This window comes from Mesorhizobium sp. Mes31 (genome assembly GCF_024519675.1).
Lineage (GTDB): Bacteria > Pseudomonadota > Alphaproteobacteria > Rhizobiales > Rhizobiaceae > Mesorhizobium.
In genome coordinates, this window is the sequence record NZ_JALJRL010000001.1 from 125,977 (window position 1) to 147,366 (window position 21,390).

Below are 21,390 nucleotides of genomic sequence, written 5' to 3' on the forward strand. Positions count from 1 at the left end.
GGTTCTTCAGCTCTGCTGCGCTCAACCGTCTCTCCTCATCTGCCGAGACCCTCAGGCCAATTCGGCGAACAGGCTGTTGTAGCCCGTCTTCGTGATTCGCACCTGGATAATGTCACCGATTTCGCCGGCCTTTTCATCAACAATAACCGGCTGCAGCCAAGGCGAGCGGCCAACCTTCTGGCCGGCCTGGCGGCCGGGCTTCTCGATCAGCGTGTCGATGGTCCTGCCGACGAGGCTCGAGCCGAAGTCCTGCTGCTGCTTCACGAGCAGCGCCTGCAGCCGCTGCAGGCGCTCATCCTTGACCGTTTCCGGCACATGGTCGGCCATCTCGGCGCCAGGCGTGCCAGGGCGGGGCGAATATTTGAACGAAAAGGCCGAGGCGTAGTTCACCTGGCGCACCAGTTCCATGGTCGCCTCGAAATCCGCTTCGGTCTCGCCGGGGAAACCGACGATGAAGTCACCGGAAAGCGCGATATCCGGCCGCGCGGCGCGGATGCGGTCGAGCAGCGCCAGATAGTCCTTCGCCGTATGCCGGCGATTCATCGCCTTGAGGATGCGGTCGGAGCCCGATTGCACCGGCAGATGCAAATAAGGCATCAACGCCGGCAGATCGCGGTGGGCGGCGATCAGTTCATCATCCATGTCGCGCGGGTGGCTGGTGGTGTAGCGCAAGCGCGCCAGCCCCGGGATTTCGGCGAGCCTGAACAGCAGCCGGCCAAGGCCCCATTCCTCGCCACTTTCGCCCTGTCCATGCCAGGCATTGACGTTCTGGCCGAGCAGCGTCACCTCGCGCACGCCGGCTTCCGCCAGACGCTGCGCCTCCGCGACGATCTGCGCCACCGGCCGCGACACTTCGGAGCCCCTGGTATAAGGCACGACGCAGAAGGTGCAGAACTTGTCGCAGCCCTCCTGCACGGTGAGGAATGCGGTTACGCCGCGCTTGATGACCTCGGCGCGCTTCGGCTGCGGCAGATGCTCGAACTTGTCCTCGATGGCGTAGTCGGTTTCGACGATCTTTTCGCCGCCGCGCACCCGCGCCAATACGTCGGGCAGCCGGTGATAGGTCTGTGGGCCGATGACCAGATCGACGGCCGGCGAACGGCGGATGATCTCGGCCCCTTCGGCCTGCGCCACGCAGCCGGCGACGCCGACCAGCATTTCGCGCCCGGTGCCGGCGCGTTCTGCCTTCATCTCGCGGATACGGCCAAGCTCGGAATAGACCTTTTCGGCCGCTTTCTCCCTGATGTGGCAGGTGTTGAGCAGCACCAGATCGGCCTCGCCGATGGTGTCGGTCGCGGTATAGCCGTCGGCGGCCAGCGCATCGGTCATGCGCTGCGAATCATAGACGTTCATCTGGCAGCCATAGGTCTTGATGAAGACCTTCCTGGTCGCTCCAGCCGGCGCGGCCATCCCTTCGGCGGTGGCGTCGATGTCGTCACGCTCTATCGTGTTCAAGTCCATCCGGCGGCTTCTAACGCCTTTCCGTGACAAAAAACAGACGATTCTCCGCGGCCACTGTCATGGTTGCCGGCGGGCGCGCGGCCCGGCTAACGGCTGGGGCGCGGATCGGCAAGCGCCGCGTGCATCATCTCGCGCACCTTGCTTTCCATCAGCTTCGATGTTTCCTTGCGGTTCGAACCCTTGGAAAAGGCGATCGGCTCGCCGAAATGCACCTCGACATCGAGGGCGCCCTCCGCTAGCAGCACCCTGAGATGCGGCATCAGGTCCTCATCGCCGATCCAGGCGGCAAGCGGGCGGTGCCGGCGGCCGAGCGGCACGCCATGCAGGCGCGTGTAAGCGATCGCCACCGGCTGGATGAACACCTGCTCCGTCGCGCCTTCCGAAATCGCCATCGAGGCGGCGCCAAACAGCGTGCTCTTGAACGGCAGGACGACGTTGCCGTCGCCTGTCGAGCCTTCGGCGAACAGCACCATGGCGTCGCCCTTGGCCATGCGGCTGGCGATTTCGCTTGCCTGGTCGCCCGACGAACGCTTGCGCTCGCGCTCGATGAAGACGGTGCGCTGCAGCTTCGACAGCATGCCGATCAGCGGCCAGCCTTCCATGTCCGCCCTGGCGATGAACTTCACGTCGACCATGGAGCCAAGCACCATGATGTCGGTCCAGGAGATGTGATTGGCCGCCACCAGCAACGGGCGCTTGGTCGAAAGCGTGCCGTGGACATGGACGCGCATGCCGAGCGCCCTGATGATCAGCCTGTGCCAGATCTTCAGGATGAACGTTTCCGGCCACCAGCCGGTCTTCATCGACAGGATCTGCAACGGCACGAGGATCAGCGAACCGGCAACGACGAGGCCCAGCGCCAGGAAAATCCTGATTTTCTTGATCATCGCCCTATCCCGGCCTCTGGCTAGCGAAGATCGCGGCGCATGACAAGCGCACCGGTCGGGCCGCGCTCGGGCGACTTGTAATAATTCGGACGCTTGCCGACCTCGCGGAAGCCCAGCCGCCGATACAGCGCGATCGCGGCGACATTGGTCTCGTCGACCTCGAGGAAGAGCGCTTCGGCGCGCTGCGCGTGCAGTTCGCGCAGCACCGCATCCATCAACTGCCAGCCAAGCCCCTGCCGGCGATGGGATCGCGCCACCGCGACGGTCAGGATCTCGCCCTCGCCGGCGGCCAGCCTGGCCAGCACGAAGCCGACCGGCGGCTTGGAGCCCTGCCCGGTTTCGCGCGCGGCATAGCCGAACACGGTCTCCTGTTCGAGCAAGGCGGCGAATTCGCCATCGGTCCACGGGCGGACAAAGTCCTCGCGGTGCAGCAGCGAGACCGCCGGGCTGTCGGCGATCTTCAGCGGCTCGAGCGCATAGTCCCGACGACGCGGCTGGAGAAAAGGTATGCGCATTAATTTCCGTTTTCTTGTTCGACCATGATCTTCTCCGAAAACCGGCTTCCACTTTTCGGAATCATGGTCCGAGCCTCGACAAAATGAACCCGGCCTGCGGCTTGGCGTCCGCACCGCGCAAATAGAGCGGTTTCGGCCTTTCGCCCTCCCCCTTGGCGGCGGCCAGCCGAGCGTATGTGAGAATGTCGGCAGTGGCCGTGCGAGGGCCGATATCGAAGGCGCGCCCGGCCGATGCGGCAATCTGCGCCGCCGCGGTGCCGGCAAGCACCGGAGAGCTTTCCGTCGCCATGGTGGTGGCATCCGCCAAGGTGGTCACCGCCGGACCGTAAGTCAAAACCGACATTTCATCGTAAAGGGCGGCATGGATTTCCTCGCGCCCGGCATCGAGCGCCGCCAGCACGGCGCGCCCCGGAAATGTCACGGCTGCTTCAGCCGCCAGTGCCTCGAGCGTTGTCACCCCGATCGCCGGAACCTTCAGCGCCAGTGCCAGGCCGCGCGCGGTGGAGACGCCGACACGCAGGCCGGTGAAGGAGCCGGGGCCGACAGAGACGGCAATGGCGCCAAGACCGGCATAGTTGGTTGCGGCTGCTTTGAGCGCTTCAGCGATGACCGCCATCAGGTGCTCGGCATGGCCCTTGCCGAGATCGAGCACCGAGCGGCCGAGTTCCCGCTTCGCCTCCGCATCATAGACGCAAGCGGCGCAGAGATTGGCGGCACAGTCGATGGCGAGCACTTTCATGAAACGACCGGTTCGAGAAACCGTTTCCCTGTGCCCGCCACGGCGCGCCACCGCAAGGGGATAGTGCATAATTTGTTAAGCGGCTTCGCTTCGGCCAGGCCGGAAGTGTCTATGCGACTGGCGCGATACGCAGCATATGGTTGTCCCAGACATAGTCTGGCTCGGACCGTGTCGCACCACTGCCCGCGACGATCTCGCCAGCGCCGGTCGTCGCCATGAAGGCGGTTCTGTCGGGCGCCACGCCGCAGACCTCGACCAGTGCGCTGGTCGAGACGACCTTGCCGCTCGCCGCATCGATCACGGCAAGCGAATTGCCCTCCGGCGACGAGACGGCGACGGTACCGGCAACCGGATTGGCGGCGACGGAGCCGATATAGTTGCGGAAGCCGGTCAGCACGTCCCGCGGCATGTCGAGCAGTTGCAAGTCCTTGCCGCGCGCAGCGCGGCCGACCAGCAGCGGGCGATCGGTGCCCGGCCCCCTGTACTGGCAACCGAACCAGACGGTGCCGGTCTGGTCGGTGTCCATGTGACGGATCGAAAGCTGGTGGAGTGCGGCCGGCAGTTCGTGCTTTTCGACGAGGTCGCCGGTGACGCGGTCGATGAGCACATAGGACGGCTTCATGGTCGCGATGTTGAGCTCGGCGCGGCCGTAGTCCGGGTGGGTCTCGATGCCGCCATTGGCGACGGCAATCGTCCTGCCGTCCCCCATGAGCAGAAGTTCGTGCGGCCCCATTCCATAGGTCGGGAACTCGCCGATACGGTTGAATTTTGCGCGCGCATCATAGACGCCGACCACGCCGGCGGCGTTGTCAAAGTCATTCTCGGTGGCGTAAAGCAAAGCGCCGTCGGTCGAGAACACGCCATGGCCGAAGAAATGCCGGCCGGCGATGCTGGCGATGGTCAGCGGCGCGTCGCGTCCATTGTGATCGAAGACGACCGCGAAGGTGCCGGGCTGGCGAGCAAAGACCACCGAACGCTTCGACACCGGATCGAAGGTGACGTCGTGGCCGCGATCGGGCAGATCGATCGCATGCAGGACCTTGCCGGCCTCGGACAGCACGGCGGCGCCATAGCTGCCATCGCGCTTGACGAATGCGGTGGCGAAGACGGCGTCGGCGGCAAGCGTCTTCGACCATGCCGAAGGCGCCATTGCAGCCATGAAGCCTGCCCCGGCGGCCCTGAGGAAATCACGGCGATCCATGAGTGGCGTTTTCAAGGATCAGTCTCTCTTTTCGAGCATGATCTTTTCCGAAAACCGGCTTCCACTTTTCGGGATCATGCTCAGTCCCCATCCAGCGACGAGAAGCCGGCGGTCAGGCCGAATTCGGCGGTCAGCCTGGTGCCGAACAGGGTCGACAGGCTGGAGGTGATCAGCGCGAAATGGTCGAGTTTGTCACGCAGCACGGGATCGGCAAGTGCCTTGTCGATCGGACCTTTGACGGCCTTGGCTGTGGCAACGCCGTTGACCAGCTGGATATGGATCGATTCCGCAATCCAGCGCGCATCGGGCGGCAATGCGTCGCCAAGCTTCGAAGCCTGGAACAGCGTATCGATGCCGGCGAGGTTTCCAGCCAGTGAATTGGTGGTGTTTTGCGAGCGCCAGTAGATCGCCTGTTTCGGCTTGTCCGCATCCGGCTTGCCGCCGAAAAAGCCTTTCAGGCGGACATCGCGGACCATTTCCAGCTCATTGATGAAGACGCCGACCAGTTCCGTCACCGCTTCGTTGCCGTCGCGGTAAAGCGGGTTCTGCGGCCCCGGATTGGCCCAAAGGGCGGCAAATCCGTCCGGTTTGTTCCAGGCATAGCTGACGTCGCCGGCCATGGTTTCGATGTTGCCGGCAAGGGCAGCGCCATAGGCGCAGCGATAGGAACCGCCTTTGCCGGTCAGCGCATCGGCGCCGTCGCCGTGAAGGACGAATTCCAGCGCGCCCAACCCTTGCATGGCAACGCTCTTGCCGGCCAGTTGAGCCGGATCGGTGGCGGTCGGGTCCTTGTCCACCAAGGCAGCCTGCACCTGTTTCAGGCCGATGCCCTTGCGATCCGGCCAGAACAGCATGCGTTCCAGCCGGTTGTTTTCCTTGATCGGCCCGAAGCCGATGATTTCGGCTGACGACCAGGCATCGACCGTGGCTGAAAATTCGGCACGCGCAGCGTCAAGCTCCCCTTGCGAGGGCGTGGTGCAGAGCTTGCGCACGGATCCGGTCAGGGTTTCCGCATGCTGGTGCAGGCTGGCATAGGCCGGGCGAACAAACCCATCGATCGCTCGCTGGATGATGTCGGAGGCTTTCACCGCCGCCGATGCCGGGAAGACGCCCAGCAGAGCCAGAGGCAGAACGAGAACCAGTGCGGAACGCTTCAGCATCAGAGTGACTCCAGGAATTTGACCAGGGCATCGCGGTCAGTGGCGCTGGCGGCGGCAAAACGGTCACGCGCCTTCTGTGCCTCGCCGCCATGCCACAGGATCGCCTCGGCCAAGGTGCGCGCGCGGCCATCATGCAGAAAGAAAGAGTTGCCGTTGACCGTTTCAGTGAGGCCGATGCCCCACAGCGGCGGCGTGCGCCACTCATTGCCCGTCGCTTCCCCCACGGCCTGGCCATCGGCCAGATCGGGTCCCATGTCGTGCAGCAGGAAATCGGAATAGGGCCAGATCAGCTGGAACGCCTGCGCCTTGTTGGGCGTGTCGCGACGGGTGACGAATTTGGGCGTGTGGCAGGCAATGCAGCCGACGTCGTAGAAGACCTTCTTGCCGGCCAGTACGTCCGGCTTGTCGAGGCCGCGGCGTGCCGGCACGGCCAGGTTCTGCGAATAGAAGGTGACCAGGTCCGTCACCGGCGGCGGTGCCTCGACCGGGCCGAGGCGCTGCTGCACGCCGTTCGGCATGGCGAGACATTTTGGCTGAGCTGCGGTGCAATCGCCCCAGTGTTTCGGCACTTCGGGCGTCGAGATGCCGATATCGCCGGCAAAGGCATCCGCCGCCTGCTGGCGGATCGACGCGGTCTGTGCCTTCCAGCCGAAACGGCCAAGCGTCAGCTCGCCGCTCTGGCCGTCGCGCACGATGTTCGGCCGGCCGGAAATGCCGTCGCCGTTGCGGTCGTCCGGGTCGGCGTTGGCGAGGATGTCCGCCGGCGCAATCTGTTCGATCAGGCCAAGGCCGATCATCGGTGGGGTCAGGCGCGGCGACAGCGTGGTGCGCGGATCGAGCGGCCCATAGGTGGGATCAGTGACCGAATAGGTGGGTTTACGCAGCGAAACCACGCTGTCGTCCGCCAGCGTCACCTGCCGTTCCTGATAGTCGACATGCATCCTGCCTTCGCTGCGCAGGCCGGGCACGGCCAGTTCCTGCAACTGCTTGCCATAGACCGGGTCGGGGAAATTGAGCACCTTGTGGTCGGCAAGCGCGGCTTTCTCTTGCGCGCTGCTCGCCTCGCGCGCCAGTCGCAGGAACATCGACGTGGTGCCGGCGTCACCTTCCGGCGGATGGCCGCGGCCATCCTTCAGATGGCAGTTCTGGCAGGCGCGTTCGTTGAACAGCGGACCAAGGCCGTCCGATGCCTGCGTCGAGGATGGCGACGACACCCAGTTCTTGCGGAAAAGGGCGTTGCCGAGCTTGAAGGTGCCCTCTTCCTCGAAGGTGATGTTGGCCGAGGATTGCGAGAAGGAATCGCGGCTGACGTCCTTCCGCGACGTTCCAGCGCCACCCTGCATCAGCTCGAATTGCTCGGGTTTGGAAAAATCGGTGGTCGGCCTGACGATGGCGGTGACGCGCGCCTGATCCTTCGCATCGAGGTCGGTGCGCTTGGCGGCGAGGCCGGCGGGCTGAGGGTCGCCGGCCATCGCGGAAGAGGTGAACGCCACCACGACGATGACGCAACGCCTGCCGACGAACCTGGCTGGTTTCTGACGGAGCGGCGAGCCTTCGGCCCGCCGCAAGCGGCGCACGAATTCTAGCAGGCGCCGCATTCCAGCATGCCCTTAATCCGCCTCGTCCGCCGATGCGGCGTTGAGCTGGCCGTATTTTTCCTCGCCAATCGAGGCAAGCAGGTCGAGCTGCGTCTCGAGGAAGTCGATGTGACCCTCCTCGTCAGCCAGCAATTCCTCGAACAGTTTCATCGTCACGTAGTCGCCCGCTTCCTCGCAGATCTCGCGCGACCGCTTGTATGCCGTGCGCGCGTCATACTCGCCGGCGAGATCGGATTCGAGCACTTCCTTCACATTCTGCCCGATGCGCAGCGGCGCGACGGACTGCAGGTTCGGGTGGCCTTCGAGAAAGATGATGCGAGCCACGAGCCGGTCGGCATGGTGCATCTCCTCGATCGATTCCGCGCGTTCCTTTTTCGCCAGCTTGGCATATCCCCAGTCTTCAAGCAGACGGAAATGCACCCAGTATTGATTGACGGCACCGAGTTCCAGAAACAGAGCCTCATTAAGCCGCTCGATGATCTGCTGTTCGCCTTTCATGGGTTCTGCTCCCGTATTGGACGCGCAGGCCTCTGACGCGATCCAGGTGTGAAACGACATCCACGCCGCTCGCCTCCGAGCGGGCGTGGTAATTTTCGGTGACCCGAATGATCGTTTCGACCACATTTGGAAAGCAGCCGCAACAACGACCGCGCTTCTGCATGGCATGATAGACCTTGGCCGGCACGATCAGTTGCCAGGGGTCCTGATCCAGCAGCCCGACGATCGTCTGCTCGATCTCCTTCTCGGTGATGATGTTGCAATGGCAGATCAGCATTACGTTGCTCTGGCTGACGGCGCTCCGGCACCGTTTGGCTGGTATTTCCTGGTCGGGCATGATTTTTTCCGAAAACCGGCTTCCACTTTCGCTTACGCGGGCCTCCGGTTCGGGTCACGCCATGACGGCTCTTACTTGAACACCTTGTCCGGCGCGTCGAGGCTGTCGGAACCCTCGAAGGCAATGTCGTTGAGCTTCAGCGAACCGACAGCGCGTTCAATCGACTTGGTCTGGTCGACCAGTGCGTCGATCGCTGCCTGCACGGTGGCGTTGCCTTGCGTGTTGCCCTCGGCGATCTGCTGGTCGTAGGCCTCGCCGGCCAGTGCCCGCGCCTTGATCGCCTCCATCCTGGCGACGCTGACATCGAGCTTGTCCGACAGCTCCTTGTCGATCGCCGGATCGGCCGCTTTCACCATATCCGACACCGAAGGACCCGAAACCACGGTGCCGTCGAGCCTGGCATAGCTGGCATGATAGGCGGCGCGAATGCCGATGGCGTCGTAGAGATGCGAGTTGTAGGTGTTGTCGGAAAAGCAGTCATGCTCCTCTTCCGGATCATGCAGCAGCAGACCAAGCTTCATGCGCTCGCCGGCCAGTTCGCCATAGGACAACGAGCCCATGCCGGTGAAGATGATCGAGATGGCGGTGTTCGGTTCGCCATCGACGAGGTTCTTGCGCGCGGCGCCGTCCTCTTTCCAGTCGTTGACCATCTTCTGCAGGTCGGAGACCAGAAGGTCGCTCGCCGACTTCAGGTACTGGGCGCGGCGGTCGCAATTGCCGCCGGTGCAGTTTTTGAGATCGTAGTCGGTATAAGGGCGCTCGCCGGCGCCCGGACCGGTGCCGTGCAGGTCCTGGCCCCAGAGCAGGAACTCGATGGCGTGATAGCCGGTGGCGACGTTGGCTTCGATGCCGCCGGCTTCCTGCAGCGTGCCGGAGAGGAATTCCGGCGTCAGGTTCGAGGCGTCGACCTTCTTGCCGTTGATCTCGATCTCCTTGTTGGCGATCACATTGGCCGTATAGAGCGAATTCGCGTCCGACTCGCTGCCGTAGCTCTTGGCGACATAGTCGATCAGGCCTTCGTCCAGCGGCCAGGAATTCACCTCGCCTTCCCAGTCGTCGACGATCTTGTTGCCGAACCGGTAGACTTCGGTCTGCTGGTAGGGAACGCGGGCCGCCTTCCAGACTTCGCGAGCCGCATTGAGCGTTTCCACCGAGGGTTTGGCGAGCAGCGCATCGACCGCCTTGTCGAGCGCCTGCGCCGTGGTCAGCGAGTCCTCATATTTGGCGAGCCCGATATCGGCATAGGTCTTGATGACCGCCTTAACGTCGGTTTCCGCCTTGGCCGGCAACACGAACACCGCCGCCGTCAGCAGCGCCGTGGCGCCGATCGCTGCAAGCCTGCCGCCATACCGTGCCGTGATCATCGCTCTCATGACTGCTATCTCCTCGAAATTCAGTGAAAAGCTGGCGCCAATGGCGCGGAAACGGACGGCCCACGCCAGGGCATGTGCATGCAACCGGAGGGGATAGGGACCGCGCGACGGCGCGGCTGGCGTAAGAAAGACACCGAAATGCCTCCAATCGAAAGGGTTCAAGGCCCAGACATCAAAGGGATGCGCTTGATGCGCGAGCCCTCCATAAAGCGTCGGCGCCGCTGGAAGTCAACTGGCGAAAGAGATAAAATTCAATTGAAACAACAGTTTAGAATTATTCTAAACTACAACTGTCAACTTTAGCCGCACCTCCTTGTGCCGCTCGCGCCGTGGAACCACATGATTGACAGACGCCATTCCGGGTGCGACCCGAACGCATACGCTCGCGACGGTGTCAGGCAGATGCCATCTGGCGAGACGTCCTAGAATCTGTCGAGGGCTGCGATGAAGAACGGTGTGGTCATTGTCGGTGCTGGTCATGCGGGCGTGCAAGCGGCCGCCAGCCTGCGCGAGGAAGGGTATGACGGGCCGGTGATCCTCGTCGGCGACGAGAACGAGCTGCCTTATCACAAGCCGCCGCTGTCCAAGACCTTCATCAAGGATGGCGAGGCGAAACCCCAGCCCTTGCGCGGCGAAGCCTTCTACAGCGGCGGCGCGATCGACTATCGGCCGGGCGTCAAGGTCGACCGGATCGATGCCGGCGGGCGGTTCCTGGACCTTGCCGGCGGTGGCGCGCTTGCCTTCGATCACCTGATCCTGGCGACCGGCTCGCGCCCGCGCACCCTGCCGCTGCCAGGCGCCGATCTGTCCGGCGTGGTGTCGTTGCGCTCGCTCGCCGATGCGCGGCTGATCCGCGACCTCAGCGCGCGAAGCGACGAGGTCGTCATCCTCGGTGGTGGCTTCATCGGGCTGGAGATCGCCGCCACGCTCAGGGCAGCCGGCCGCACGGTGACGGTGGTCGAGGCGGTCGACCGGCTGCTCGGCCGCGCCGTGGCGCCGGTCGTGGCGAGCCATGTCCGGCAAAGGCTGGAAGCGATCGGCGTGCGCATCCTCACAAGCACCAGCGTTGCAAGGCTGGAAGGCGAAAACGGCCATGTCGTGGCCGCGGTCACCTCGTCAGGTGAAAGGCTGCCCGTGCGCATGGTCATTGTCGGCATCGGCGCCGTGCCGAACGTCGAACTGGCTGAGGCCGCCGGCCTCGGCATCGCCAACGGCATTCGTGTCGATCACCAGATGCGGACCTCGGCGCCGGAAATCCTCGCGATCGGCGACGCCGCTTCCTACCGGCACTGGTTCACCGGCGGCGACGTGCGCCTGGAATCGGTGCAGAACGCCACCGACCAGGCACGGCTTGCCGCACGCACGATCACCGGCCATGCGGACGCCTATTCGGCGGTGCCATGGTTCTGGTCCGACATTGGCGACATGAAGCTGCAGATGGTCGGCCTGACCGCTGGCGGCGACAGCCATGTGGTGCTGGGCGACCTGCCCGACAACAAGTTCTCGATCTACCACTATGCCGGCGCCCGGTTGCTCGGCATCGAATCGGTCAACCGCCCCGGCGACCACATGCTTGGCCGCAAGATGCTCGGCGCCGGCTTTTCGCCGACACCGCAGACCGTCGCTGACGGCCCCGAGGGCCTGAAAGCGGCGCTGGCCGCTTTCCTTGAAAAGGAACCGGCCAGAGTGGCAGGATAATCCTGCCCCTCCAGGCCGGCACGCCCTCAATCAGGCGGCGCAGACTTCGCGGATCGAGCTTTCCAGAATGTCGAGCGCCTCGTTCATGACGCCGTCCTGGATGGTGATCGGAGCCAGGAAGCGGATGACGTTGCCGTAGACGCCGCAGGTCAACAGGATCAGGCCCTTGTCCAGCGCCTTCAGCCTGACCGCGTTGGCGATCTCGGCCGACGGCAGGCCTTTCTTGACGTCGTTGAACTCGACCGCGTTCATGAAGCCCGGGCCTCTGATATCGACGATTTCGGGTACCTCGTCGCGGATCGACTGCAGCCGCTGCTTCAATCGCCCGCCCAGCGCATTGGCCCGGTCGCAGAGCTTTTCCTCTTCGATCACGTCGAGCACGGCGTGCGCCGCGGCGACGCCGATCGGGCTGCCGCCATAGGTGCCGCCGAGCCCGCCGGGGCCGGGTGCATCCATGATTTCGGCGCGGCCGGTGACCGCGGCGAGCGGGAAACCGCCGGCCAGGCTCTTGGCCATGGTGGTGATGTCGGCCGCCACGTCGTGATGGTCCATCGCGAACATCTTGCCGGTGCGGGCAAAGCCGGTCTGCACCTCGTCGGCGATCAGGAGCATGCCGTGCTGGTCGCAGAGCTTGCGCAGCGCCACCATGAAATCGCGCGGCACTTCATAGAACCCGCCCTCGCCCTGCACCGGCTCGACGATGATGGCGGCAACGCGGGCGGGATCTACATCGGCCTTGAACAGGCGGTCGAGCGCGGCCAGCGAATCGGCAACCGATACACCATGCAGCGGCACCGGGAACGGCGCGTGATAAACGTCGCCCGGCATGGCGCCGAAGCCGACCTTGTAGGGAACGACCTTACCGGTCAGCGCCATGCCCATGAAGGTGCGGCCGTGGAAGCCGCCGGCGAAGGCGATGACCGCCGGGCGCCCGGTGGCGTTGCGGGCGATCTTGATGGCGTTCTCGACCGCCTCGGCGCCGGTGGTGACGAAGATCGTCTTCTTTTCGAACTTGCCGGGCAGCATGGCGTTCAGCCGTTCGGCCAACCGCACATAGCTCTCATAGGGTACAACCTGATGGCAGGTGTGGGTGAAGCGGTCGAGCTGTGCCTTGACCGCTTCGATCACCTTGGGATGGCGATGCCCGGTGTTGACGACGGCGATGCCCGACGAGAAGTCGATGTAGCGGCGGCCTTCGACATCCCAGATTTCCGAGTTTTCAGCCCGGTCGGCGTAAATCTGCGTGGTCATGCCGACGCCGCGTGAGATCGACTGGTTCTTGCGTTCGGAAATTGCTGAATTCTTCATGGTATCCCTCATCGGGCTGGCGCCCGTTCTCGTTTGATCACCGTCTTCTGACCTTATTTCACGTTTTCCTCAAGTCGGCACCACCAGCGGTCGATTGGGCCTGCGGCTCCAGCATGGCCTTAACCAGTCGGGCGATACGCCTGCGAGACCGGTTTTCTTTTTCCGAGGATCGATTATCCTCCCGGTTGTCCGCGAGGCATCGCGATCGGCCCGCGGCTGAGGGAGCCCATGAGCAGGAACGCGACATCGTCTGTCTCGCCGCCATCGGTCAAAGCTTCCAGCCTTTTGTCTTTTCCAGCCGCCTCGGCAATTTTTGCCTGCACGGCCGCGATGCTGCTTACCGGCTGCCAGAAGCAGGAGGCGGCTGCAAAAAAGCTGCCGGTGATGGTGCGCACGGAGACCGTGGCGATCGCCAACTTTGCACCGCGGACCTCGCTCACCGGGGTGATTGCCGCGCGCACGCTGAACAATCTGTCGTTCCGGGTCGGCGGCCGCGTCGCCGAGCGGCTTGTCGATGTCGGCCAGCATGTCGATCAAGGCACCGTGCTCGCGCGCATCGATCCGCAGGAGCAGGAGTCCGATTTGCGCTCGGCGCAGGCCGACCTCGACGCCGCGCAGGCGCAGTTGACCCAGTCCGCCGCCGCCTTCGAGCGGCAGAAGACACTTCTGGCCCAGGGTTTCACCACCAGGCGTGACTATGACGCGGCCGACCAGGCACTGAAGGTGGCGCAAGGCAGCGTCGATGCCGCGCAGAGCGCGTTCGCCAACGCCCAGCAGAACCTGTCCTTCACCGAACTCAAGGCAGGCGCCGCCGGCGTGATCACCGCCCGCCAAGTCGAAGCGGGGCAGGTGGTGCAAGCGGCGCAAACCGTCTTCACCGTCGCCGAGGACGGCGACCGTGACGCGGTGTTCAACGTCCAGGAAACTCTGGTCGCCAGGGCGCCGGCCTCTCCGGCGGTGACGATCACGCTGTTGTCCGACCCCCAGGTCAAGGCGACGGGCAAGGTCCGAGAAATCTCGCCGGTGGTTGATCCGGCTTCGGGTTCGATCCGGGTCAAGGTCAGCATTCCCGACACGCCCGCCGGCATGCCGCTGGGGGCGGCGGTCATCGGCTCGGTCAGCGCCAAGCCGACGAAGGCTGTCCTGCTGCCCTGGCAGGCGCTGACGTCGAGCGCCGGCAATCCGGCGGTGTGGGTGGTCGACCCCGCGACCAAGGCGGTGACCACGACGCCGGTCGAGGTGCTGGCTTTCGAATCGGGCACGGTCGTGATCGCCAAGGGGCTGGACGAAGGCCAGAGCGTCGTTACCTCGGGCGGACAGTTGCTCAGTCCTGGACAAACGGTCGAGATATCGGGAGCGGACCAATGAGCCAGCTGCCGCGTATCCTGCTTGGCCTGTTCGCGCTTGGCGCGCTCGCCGGCTGCTCGAAGTCGGATGAAAAGCCGCCGGAGATCGTCCGGCCGGTGCTGTCGGTGGTGGTCGAGCCGCGCACCACCCAGACCTTCGGCTTCGCCGGCTCGGTCGAACCGCAGTACAGCGCCGACCTCGCCTTCCGATTGCTTGGCCGGGTCGTCTCGCGTGACGTCAAGGTCGGCGACATCGTCAGCAAGGGCACGACGATCGCCGCGCTCGACCCGACCGCGCTGGAGCTGGCCGTCCAGGCGGCCCAGGCCGAACTTTCCAATGCCGAGGCGCAGTTCGCCAACGCCGCCGCCAGCGAGGAACGCCAACGCCAGCTGCTTGCCGCCGCCAACACCTCGCAGGCCGTCTTCGATGCCGCACAACAGGCGCGCAAGTCAGCCGAGGCCGGTGTCGAGCGGGCCAAGGCCGCGCTTGCCAAGTCGCAGGAGCAGCTTGGCTATGCCAGACTGTTCTCGGATTTCGACGGCGTCGTCACCGCTACCGGCGCCGAGGTCGGGCAGACGGTCTCGGCGGGCCAGACTGTCGTCACTGTGGCACGCTCCGATCTGCGCGAAGCGGTGGTCGATATTCCCGACCAGTTGACTGGCGATCTCGTCGCCGGCACGCCGTTCCAGGTCGTCCTGCAATCGCTGCCGACGATCGAGACCCAGGCCAAGCTGCGCGAGATCGCGCCGCAGGCCGAGGGCTCGACCCGCACCCGCCGCGTCCGGCTGACGCTCACCGACCCGCCGCAGGCCTTCAGGCTCGGCTCGACGGTGACCGCGACGCGCATGACCAAGGTGGCCCCGACGATCGAACTGCCGCTGTCGGCGCTGCTCGAAAAAGACGGCTCCGACAGAGTGTGGATCTTCGATCCGCAGACATCGAGTGTGAGCGCGCACGAGATCAAGGTTGCCGCCAAGGGCGCCGCCACCTTTACCGTCGCCGAAGGCCTGGAGGCCGGCATGCGCGTCGTCACCGCCGGCGTACATAGCCTGGCCGAGGGACAAAAAGTCAGGATTCTCGAAGGAGGGGCCACGTGAAAGGCTTCAACCTCTCCGACTGGGCGCTCAGCCACCGCTCCATGGTCTGGTATTTCATGCTGGTCTTCGTCGTCGCCGGTGTGTTCTCCTACCTCAATCTCGGCCGTGAGGAAGATCCAAACTTCACCATCAAGACGATGATCATCCAGGCCAACTGGCCGGGCGCGTCGGTCAAGGAGACCCTGCAGCAGGTGACCGACCGCATCGAGAAGAAGCTCGAGGAGCTCGACAGCCTCGACTTCACCAGATCCGTCACCACCGCCGGCCAGACCGTCATCTTCGTCAACCTGAAGGACACCACCAAGGCGCGCGATGTCGTGCCGAACTGGATTCAGGTGCGCAACATGGTCAACGATATCAAGGGGCAGTTTCCGCAAGGCGTGCAGGGACCGTTCTTCAACGACCGCTTCGGCGATGTCTTCGGCAATATATACGCCTTCACGTCGGACGGGCTGACGCCGCGCCAATTGCGCGACTATGTCGAGGACGTCCGCACAAAAATCCTGACCGTGCCCAATGCCGGCAAGGTCGATCTAGTCGGCGCGCAGGACGAGGCGATCTATCTCGAATTCTCGACCCGCCAGATCGCGGCCCTTGGCCTCAATCAGCAGGCGATCGTGGCCAGCCTGCAGGCGCAGAACGCGATAACGCCGTCGGGCGTCATCCAGTCGGGGCCGGAGCGCATCAGCGTGCGTGTAGGCGGCCAGTTCACCTCGGAGGAGAGCCTGCGCGCCATCAATCTGCGCGTCAATGACCGCTTCTTCCGGCTGAGCGACGTGGCGACGATTTCCCGGGGCTATGTCGATCCGCCGACGGCGCTGTTCCGCTTCAACGGCGAGGATGCGATCGGGCTCGCCATAGGCATGAAGCCCAACGCCAACCTGCTGCAATTCGGCGAAGCCCTGCATGAGGAGATGAACAAGGTGCTGGCCGACCTGCCGATCGGCGTCGGCGTGCATCTGGTGGCCGACCAGCCCGTCATCGTCGAGGAGGCCGTCTCCGGCTTCACGCGCGCGCTGTTCGAGGCGGTCGCCATCGTGCTCGCGGTGTCGTTCATCAGCCTCGGCATGCGCGCCGGCTTCGTGGTGGCGCTGTCGATCCCGCTGGTGCTGGCCATCACCTTCACGGTCATGGCCTATCTCGGCATCTCGCTGCAGCGCATTTCGCTCGGCGCGCTGATCATCGCGCTCGGCCTTCTGGTCGACGATGCCATGATCGCCGTCGAAATGATGGTGGCGCGACTGGAGGTTGGCGACACTCTGCGCAAGGCGGCGACCTATGTCTACACCTCGACCGCCTTCCCGATGCTGACCGGCACGCTGGTAACGGTCGCCGGCTTCATTCCGATCGGTCTCAACAACAGCGCCGCCGGCGAATACACCTTCACGCTGTTCGTCGTCATCGCCGTGTCGCTCTTGGTATCATGGATCGTCGCGGTGCTGTTCGCGCCGCTGCTCGGCGTCACCATCCTGCCGGCGACCATGAAGCAGCAGCATCACGACCAGCCCGGCCGCTTCACTTCGCTGTTCCGGCGCGTCCTGGTCGGCTCGGTGCGCCATCACTGGCTGACCGTCATCGCCACGGTGCTGTTGTTTGCCGCCTCGATCGCCGGCTTTGGCCTTGTCCAGCAGCAGTTCTTTCCGCCCTCCGACCGGCCGGAGCTGATCGTCGACTGGAACCTGCCGCAGAACTCATTCATCGCCGAGACCCGCGACCAGATGGAGCGCTTCGAGCAGCGGGCGCTGGTCGGCAATCCCGATATCGACCATTTCAGCTCCTATATCGGCCAGGGCGCGGTGCGCTTCGTGCTGGCCTATGACGTGCAGCCGGCCAATCCTTATTTCGGCCAGACCGTGATCGTCACCAAGAGCATCGAGGCGCGCAACCGGGTCAAGCCGGCGCTGGAAAAGCTGCTGCGCGAGGAGTTCGTGGGGACCGATGCCTTCGTCAAGCCGCTCGAATTGGGGCCGCCGGTCGGGCGCCCGGTGCAGTACCGCGTCGGCGGTCCCGATATCCAGACGGTGCGGGAGCTGGCACAACAGTTCTCCGGCGTGATTTCCGCGAATCCGAAGCTGGCAGCACCCACCTTCGACTGGAACGAGCCGCAGCGTGTGCTGAGGGTCGATGTGCTGCAGGACAAAGCGCGCCAGCTCGGCATCACCTCTTCCGACATTGCCAGCGCGCTGAACAGCACGGTCGGCGGCGCAACCATTACCCAGGTGCGCGACGCCACCTACCTGATCAATGTGGTGGCGCGTTCGCGCGAGGCCGAGCGCGGCTCGATCGGAACGCTGCAGAACATGCAACTGCCGACCGGCACGGGCGAATCCATCCCGCTCGCCGCGGTGGCCAATTTCCGCTACGAGCTCGAACAGCCGACGGTGTGGCGGCGCGACCGCATTCCGACGATCACCGTGCGCGCCGGGCTGGTCGGCGACGTGCTGCCGGCAACCGTGGTCAACGAGCTGAAGCCTTCGGTCGACGCCTTCATCGCCAAATTGCCGCCGCGCTATTCGATCGCCACCGCCGGCTCAGTCGAGGAAAGCGCCAAAAGCCAAGGGCCGATCGCGGCGGTGGTGCCGCTGATGCTGTTCATCATGGCGACCATCCTGATGGTGCAGTTGCAGAGCTTCCAGCGCCTGTTCCTGGTCGTTGCGGTGGCGCCGCTCGGCCTGATCGGCGTGGTGGCCGCGCTGGTGCCGAGTGGGGCGCCACTCGGCTTCGTCGCCATCCTCGGCGTGCTGGCGCTGATCGGCATCCTGATCCGCAACTCGGTCATCCTGATCGTGCAGATCGAGGACCTTGTCCGCGAGGGCAAGGACCGCTGGGCGGCCGTCATCGAAGCCACCGAGCACCGCATGCGGCCGATCGCGCTGACGGCGGCGGCCGCGAGTCTCGCGCTGATCCCGATCGCGCGCGAAGTGTTCTGGGGTCCGATGGCCTATGCCATGATGGGCGGCATCATCGCCGGCACCGCGATTACGCTGCTGTTCCTGCCGGCGCTTTATGTGACCTGGTTCCGGATCAAGGAGCCGAAGGGCCGAGAAGAACCGCCTATTTTGGAGACCGGCGAACCGGTGCAAGGCCCGACTTAAAGCGCTGCCGCATCATTCATTGTCGTTGGAGGGGTTCGGGGCGCGATTTGGCGCGCTGCCAAGGCGACGATTTTGAGCTGCGCCAGGCATGCCAGCCTTTTGGCAAATCGGCCAAAGCCAGGATGCTTTCATCAAGCTGAACCACCTCTTGCAGGCCGACGAGCATTATCTCGCGCTCATCCCAATCTCGAGTGTCGCTGCTGTAGAATTGCCAACTGCCACCTTCATCATCATCGTTGTCGTCATTGTCATCTTCATGCAAAACGTATGCGATCCAATCACCACGTTTAAATATGCTCTTGTCCGATAACACCGCGAGATTGGGTGGGTCTGTAAACTTCCATCCCTCCATGGGAATTCCCTGAACAGTGGTCATGTGGGCGGCCAGAAGGTTCAAGCGGTTCTCACAAACCCTTCGCTGGCTCGTAACAGATTGCGCGTGTAATCCTTTGTCACCCGGTGCCCGACAAGTTGGGCCGCCGTGAGATTCTCAACCGCCTCGCCGCCCTGCATCACCATCAGCCGCTCGCACATATGCGTGACGATGGCGAGGTCGTGGCTGACCATCAGGAAGGTCAGCTTGCGCCGCCGGCGGACTTCTTCCAGCAGGTTGAGCACTTCCGCCTGCACCGAGGCATCGAGCGCCGAGGTCGGCTCGTCGAGCAGCAGGATCGACGGTTCGAGAATGAGCGCGCGCGCGATCGCCACACGCTGGCGCTGGCCGCCCGACAGTTGATGCGAGTAGCGGAAGCGGAAACCGTTGCCGAGACCGACCTCATCGAGCGCCCGCTGGATGCGCTTTTCGCCGTCGGCAAAACCATGGATGGCAAGAGGTTCCTGCAGCAGGCGGTCGACGGTCTGGCGCGGGTGCAGCGAGCCGTACGGATCCTGGAAGACCATCTGCACTTCGCGGTAAAAGGCCTTGTCGCGGCGCGGCCCGAGTTTCTTGCCATTGACGGTGATGCTGCCCGAAGCGACCGGCGCGAGGCCGGCGATGGCCCGCAGCAGAGTCGATTTGCCGGAGCCGGATTCGCCGACGAGGCCGAAGGATTCACCTGACCTGACTTCGAGGCTGACACCTTTCAGCGCGCGAAACCGGTCGAAGATCACTTCCAGCCCGTCGATGGCAATCGCTGCTGTCATGCCGCCCACTCCGGCTTGCGGTCGAGCACCGGCAGCGGATGCCGTTCGAAGCCGATCCTGGGCATGCAGTTGAGCAGGCCGCGCGTGTAGGGGTGCTGGGCCCGGCCGAGTTCCGACGCCTTGAGCTGCTCGACCACCTTGCCGGCATACATGACGATGACGCGGTCGCAGAAGGACGAAACCAGGCGCAGATCGTGCGAGATGAAGATCAGCCCCATGCCGCGCTCGCTGACCAGCCGATCGAGGATGCCGAGCACGTCGAGCTGCACGGTGACGTCGAGCGCCGAGGTCGGCTCGTCGGCGATCATCATTTCCGGCCCGGCGATCAGCATCATGGCGATCATGGCGCGCTGGCCCATGCCGCCGGACACTTCATGCGGGTGCAGGTCGAAGACACGGGCCGGGTCGCGGATCTGTACCGCCTCCAGCATGGCCAGCGCGCGGTCGCGGGCCTCGGCCTTGCCGACCCTCTCATGCGTGCGCAGCGTCTCGACGATCTGGCGGCCGATGCTCATCACCGGGTCGAGCGAATATTTCGGATCCTGCAGGATCATGGCGATGCGTTTTCCGCGCAGCGCCCGGCGTTCGCGTGGCGACGCGGCGAGCAGGTCGATGCCGTCGAAGGCCAGCTTGTTTGCCGATATCCTGGCCTGCGGCGGCGTCAGGCCCATGATGGCGCGGCCGGTCTGCGATTTGCCCGAGCCGGATTCGCCGACAATGCCGAGCCGTTCGCGGCCGAGCGAGAAGGAGACGCCGCGCACCGCCTCGATCAGCCCGGTGCGGGTTGGAAAGGTGACGCGCAGATCGTCGACGTCAAGAAGTGCACCCTTTGGCTGCGTGCTCATTGGTCACCACTGCGGGGATCGAGCGCGTCGCGCAGGCCATCACCAAGCAGGTTGAAGCCAAGGCTGACGATGAGGATGGCGAAGCCCGGCGCACCGGCCACCCACCACTGGTCGAGCACGAAGCGGCGGCCCGAAGCGATCATGGTGCCCCACTCTGGCAGTGGCGGCTGCGCGCCGAGGCCAAGGAAGCCGAGACCCGCGGCGGTGAGGATGATGCCAGCCATGTCGAGCGTTACCCGGATGATCAGCGAGGAGATACAGAGCGGCATGATGTGGCGCAGCACGATACGGAAGGGCGAGGCGCCCATCAGTTGCACGGCCTTGATGTAATCGGAATTGCGCACGGTCAGCGTTTCGGCGCGGGCAATGCGGGCGTAGGGCGGCCAGGATGTGATGGCGATGGCAAGCACCGCATTCTCGATGCCGGGCCCAAGCGCGGCGACGAAGGCGAGCGCCAGGATCAGCTTGGGGAAGGCGAGGAAGATGTCGGTGATGCGCATCAGGACGGCATCGGTCCAGCCGCCGGCGTAGCCAGCGACAGTGCCGACCAAAAGGCCGATCGGCGCCGCTATGATGGCGACCAGGATGACCACATAAAGCGTCCAGCGCGAACCATAGAGAATGCGCGAAAGGATATCGCGGCCAAGGTCGTCGGTACCGAACCAGTGTTCGGCGCCGGGCGCGAGCAACCTTGAATTCTTGAGGTCGCCGAATGTCGGCGAATAGGGCGCCAGCACGCCGGCGAGCGCGGCAACGACCAGCAGGGCAATGATGATGAGCAGGCCGAGAAAGGCCAGCCGGTTGGCGGAAAAGCGCCGCCACGCGACATAGGCGCGGCCGAGCCTTGCCTGCATGCGCGAGGCCGGCCGCTCGCTGAGCAGCCAGTCGCGACGGGAGAGAGGACGGGCGTCGGAGGCGGTCATGACGATGCCTCTTGAAGCCGTCGACCCCCACTCCGGTCTGCTTCGCAGACCACCTTCCCCCCGTTCGACGGGGGGGAGGAAAGGCGCCAGGCGTGCGACCGGCTTTTCCTCTCCCCCGGGCAGGGGGAGAGGTGGCCCGAAGGGCCGGAGTGGGGGTGATTGGCC

General features: G+C 64.5%; 19 protein-coding genes. 4 read left to right on the forward strand and 15 right to left on the reverse strand.

The features are described 5' to 3' along the window. Positions 1–51: 51 nt before the first annotated feature. From miaB to NR193_RS00610, 10 genes are all read right to left on the reverse strand, one after another. Positions 52–1,410 (reverse strand): tRNA (N6-isopentenyl adenosine(37)-C2)-methylthiotransferase MiaB, encoded by a 1,359-nt coding sequence (miaB, locus tag NR193_RS00565; protein ID WP_256749321.1) that lies wholly within the window; start codon positions 1,408–1,410, stop codon positions 52–54. 137 nt (positions 1,411–1,547) lie between these two features. After that, positions 1,548–2,348 carry a 1-acyl-sn-glycerol-3-phosphate acyltransferase gene (locus NR193_RS00570; RefSeq protein WP_256748955.1) on the reverse strand — a complete coding sequence of 267 codons (801 nt, stop codon included), beginning with the start codon at positions 2,346–2,348 and terminating at the stop codon, positions 1,548–1,550. A 20-nt stretch (positions 2,349–2,368) separates the two neighbouring features. Further along, on the reverse strand, positions 2,369–2,863 hold the full coding sequence (gene rimI / locus NR193_RS00575; RefSeq protein ID WP_256748956.1) for a ribosomal protein S18-alanine N-acetyltransferase: 495 nt from the start codon (positions 2,861–2,863) through the stop codon (positions 2,369–2,371). Positions 2,864–2,924: 61 nt separating this feature from the next. After that, the gene (gene tsaB, locus NR193_RS00580; RefSeq protein WP_256748957.1) at positions 2,925–3,602 is read right to left on the reverse strand and encodes a tRNA (adenosine(37)-N6)-threonylcarbamoyltransferase complex dimerization subunit type 1 TsaB; all 678 of its coding nucleotides are present in this window, start codon (positions 3,600–3,602) and stop codon (positions 2,925–2,927) included. 109 nt (positions 3,603–3,711) lie between these two features. Then, positions 3,712–4,818, reverse strand: a complete 1,107-nt coding sequence (locus NR193_RS00585) for a DUF1513 domain-containing protein (protein WP_256748958.1) — start codon at positions 4,816–4,818, stop codon at positions 3,712–3,714. Between the two features lie 65 nt (positions 4,819–4,883). Then, the gene (locus NR193_RS00590; RefSeq protein ID WP_256748959.1) at positions 4,884–5,963 is read right to left on the reverse strand and encodes an imelysin family protein; all 1,080 of its coding nucleotides are present in this window, start codon (positions 5,961–5,963) and stop codon (positions 4,884–4,886) included. Next, positions 5,963–7,561 carry a di-heme oxidoredictase family protein gene (locus tag NR193_RS00595; RefSeq protein ID WP_256748960.1) on the reverse strand — a complete coding sequence of 533 codons (1,599 nt, stop codon included), beginning with the start codon at positions 7,559–7,561 and terminating at the stop codon, positions 5,963–5,965. The genes NR193_RS00590 and NR193_RS00595 overlap by 1 nt, the downstream gene beginning before the upstream one ends. 12 nt (positions 7,562–7,573) lie before the next feature. Beyond that, entirely contained in the window at positions 7,574–8,059 is a 486-nt protein-coding gene (bfr, locus tag NR193_RS00600) for a bacterioferritin (RefSeq protein ID WP_256748961.1), read from the reverse strand. Continuing rightward, positions 8,025–8,336 (reverse strand): (2Fe-2S)-binding protein, encoded by a 312-nt coding sequence (locus NR193_RS00605; protein ID WP_256749322.1) that lies wholly within the window; start codon positions 8,334–8,336, stop codon positions 8,025–8,027. The genes bfr and NR193_RS00605 overlap by 35 nt, the downstream gene beginning before the upstream one ends. A 131-nt stretch (positions 8,337–8,467) precedes the next feature. Further along, the gene (locus tag NR193_RS00610) at positions 8,468–9,760 is read right to left on the reverse strand and encodes an imelysin family protein (RefSeq protein WP_256749323.1); all 1,293 of its coding nucleotides are present in this window, start codon (positions 9,758–9,760) and stop codon (positions 8,468–8,470) included. Positions 9,761–10,213: 453 nt separating this feature from the next. Here NR193_RS00610 and NR193_RS00615 point away from each other — a divergent pair, with 453 nt between their 5' ends. Continuing rightward, positions 10,214–11,467: an NAD(P)/FAD-dependent oxidoreductase gene (locus tag NR193_RS00615; protein WP_256748962.1), complete on the forward strand. Its 1,254-nt coding sequence runs from the start codon at positions 10,214–10,216 to the stop codon at positions 11,465–11,467. Positions 11,468–11,497: 30 nt separating this feature from the next. On the opposite strand, the gene NR193_RS00620 is transcribed toward NR193_RS00615, so the two are convergent. Then, a complete protein-coding gene (locus NR193_RS00620) occupies positions 11,498–12,775 on the reverse strand; it encodes a 4-aminobutyrate--2-oxoglutarate transaminase (protein ID WP_256748963.1) in 1,278 nt (425 codons plus the stop codon). Between the two features lie 228 nt (positions 12,776–13,003). On the opposite strand from NR193_RS00620, the gene NR193_RS00625 reads away from it, so the two are divergent. The 3 genes from NR193_RS00625 to NR193_RS00635 are packed head-to-tail and all read left to right on the forward strand — an operon-like array spanning position 13,004 to position 18,314. After that, complete coding sequence (locus tag NR193_RS00625; RefSeq protein WP_256748964.1) at positions 13,004–14,143, forward strand: efflux RND transporter periplasmic adaptor subunit; 1,140 nt, start codon at positions 13,004–13,006, stop codon at positions 14,141–14,143. Then, positions 14,140–15,219, forward strand: coding sequence for an efflux RND transporter periplasmic adaptor subunit (locus NR193_RS00630; protein ID WP_256748965.1), 1,080 nt, complete (start codon positions 14,140–14,142; stop codon positions 15,217–15,219). The genes NR193_RS00625 and NR193_RS00630 overlap by 4 nt, the downstream gene beginning before the upstream one ends. Beyond that, positions 15,216–18,314 carry an efflux RND transporter permease subunit gene (locus NR193_RS00635; RefSeq protein ID WP_256748966.1) on the forward strand — a complete coding sequence of 1,033 codons (3,099 nt, stop codon included), beginning with the start codon at positions 15,216–15,218 and terminating at the stop codon, positions 18,312–18,314. Before NR193_RS00630 ends, NR193_RS00635 begins: the two co-directional genes overlap by 4 nt. A gap of 16 nt (positions 18,315–18,330) precedes the next feature. Here the strand turns inward: NR193_RS00635 and NR193_RS00640 are convergent, their stop codons facing one another. Genes NR193_RS00640 through nikC form a run of 4 tightly spaced genes read right to left on the reverse strand, consistent with a single transcriptional unit; the run spans position 18,331 to position 21,225 of the window. Continuing rightward, positions 18,331–18,711: a hypothetical protein gene (locus NR193_RS00640; RefSeq protein ID WP_256748967.1), complete on the reverse strand. Its 381-nt coding sequence runs from the start codon at positions 18,709–18,711 to the stop codon at positions 18,331–18,333. Next, on the reverse strand, positions 18,708–19,457 hold the full coding sequence (locus NR193_RS00645; RefSeq protein WP_256748968.1) for an ABC transporter ATP-binding protein: 750 nt from the start codon (positions 19,455–19,457) through the stop codon (positions 18,708–18,710). The genes NR193_RS00640 and NR193_RS00645 overlap by 4 nt, the downstream gene beginning before the upstream one ends. Beyond that, positions 19,454–20,302 carry an ABC transporter ATP-binding protein gene (locus NR193_RS00650; RefSeq protein WP_256748969.1) on the reverse strand — a complete coding sequence of 283 codons (849 nt, stop codon included), beginning with the start codon at positions 20,300–20,302 and terminating at the stop codon, positions 19,454–19,456. The genes NR193_RS00645 and NR193_RS00650 overlap by 4 nt, the downstream gene beginning before the upstream one ends. After that, positions 20,299–21,225 (reverse strand): nickel transporter permease, encoded by a 927-nt coding sequence (nikC, locus tag NR193_RS00655; protein ID WP_256748970.1) that lies wholly within the window; start codon positions 21,223–21,225, stop codon positions 20,299–20,301. The genes NR193_RS00650 and nikC overlap by 4 nt, the downstream gene beginning before the upstream one ends. Positions 21,226–21,390: the final 165 nt, after the last annotated feature.

Bases quoted from the DNA above. Each gene is read 5' to 3' on its own strand.
- NR193_RS00645 (WP_256748968.1), bottom strand. From the start codon at position 19,457: ATGACAGCAGCGATTGCCATCGACGGGCTGGAAGTGATCTTCGACCGG.
- NR193_RS00595 (WP_256748960.1), bottom strand. From the start codon at position 7,561: ATGCGGCGCCTGCTAGAATTCGTGCGCCGCTTGCGGCGGGCCGAAGGC.
- NR193_RS00590 (WP_256748959.1), bottom strand. From the start codon at position 5,963: ATGCTGAAGCGTTCCGCACTGGTTCTCGTTCTGCCTCTGGCTCTGCTG.
- NR193_RS00625 (WP_256748964.1), top strand. From the start codon at position 13,004: ATGAGCAGGAACGCGACATCGTCTGTCTCGCCGCCATCGGTCAAAGCT.
- NR193_RS00630 (WP_256748965.1), top strand. From the start codon at position 14,140: ATGAGCCAGCTGCCGCGTATCCTGCTTGGCCTGTTCGCGCTTGGCGCG.
- NR193_RS00610 (WP_256749323.1), bottom strand. From the start codon at position 9,760: ATGATCACGGCACGGTATGGCGGCAGGCTTGCAGCGATCGGCGCCACG.
- NR193_RS00615 (WP_256748962.1), top strand. From the start codon at position 10,214: ATGAAGAACGGTGTGGTCATTGTCGGTGCTGGTCATGCGGGCGTGCAA.
- NR193_RS00620 (WP_256748963.1), bottom strand. From the start codon at position 12,775: ATGAAGAATTCAGCAATTTCCGAACGCAAGAACCAGTCGATCTCACGC.
- NR193_RS00570 (WP_256748955.1), bottom strand. From the start codon at position 2,348: ATGATCAAGAAAATCAGGATTTTCCTGGCGCTGGGCCTCGTCGTTGCC.
- miaB (WP_256749321.1), bottom strand. From the start codon at position 1,410: ATGGCCGCGCCGGCTGGAGCGACCAGGAAGGTCTTCATCAAGACCTAT.
- NR193_RS00605 (WP_256749322.1), bottom strand. From the start codon at position 8,336: ATGCTGATCTGCCATTGCAACATCATCACCGAGAAGGAGATCGAGCAG.
- nikC (WP_256748970.1), bottom strand. From the start codon at position 21,225: ATGACCGCCTCCGACGCCCGTCCTCTCTCCCGTCGCGACTGGCTGCTC.
- rimI (WP_256748956.1), bottom strand. From the start codon at position 2,863: ATGCGCATACCTTTTCTCCAGCCGCGTCGTCGGGACTATGCGCTCGAG.
- bfr (WP_256748961.1), bottom strand. From the start codon at position 8,059: ATGAAAGGCGAACAGCAGATCATCGAGCGGCTTAATGAGGCTCTGTTT.
- NR193_RS00650 (WP_256748969.1), bottom strand. From the start codon at position 20,302: ATGAGCACGCAGCCAAAGGGTGCACTTCTTGACGTCGACGATCTGCGC.
- tsaB (WP_256748957.1), bottom strand. From the start codon at position 3,602: ATGAAAGTGCTCGCCATCGACTGTGCCGCCAATCTCTGCGCCGCTTGC.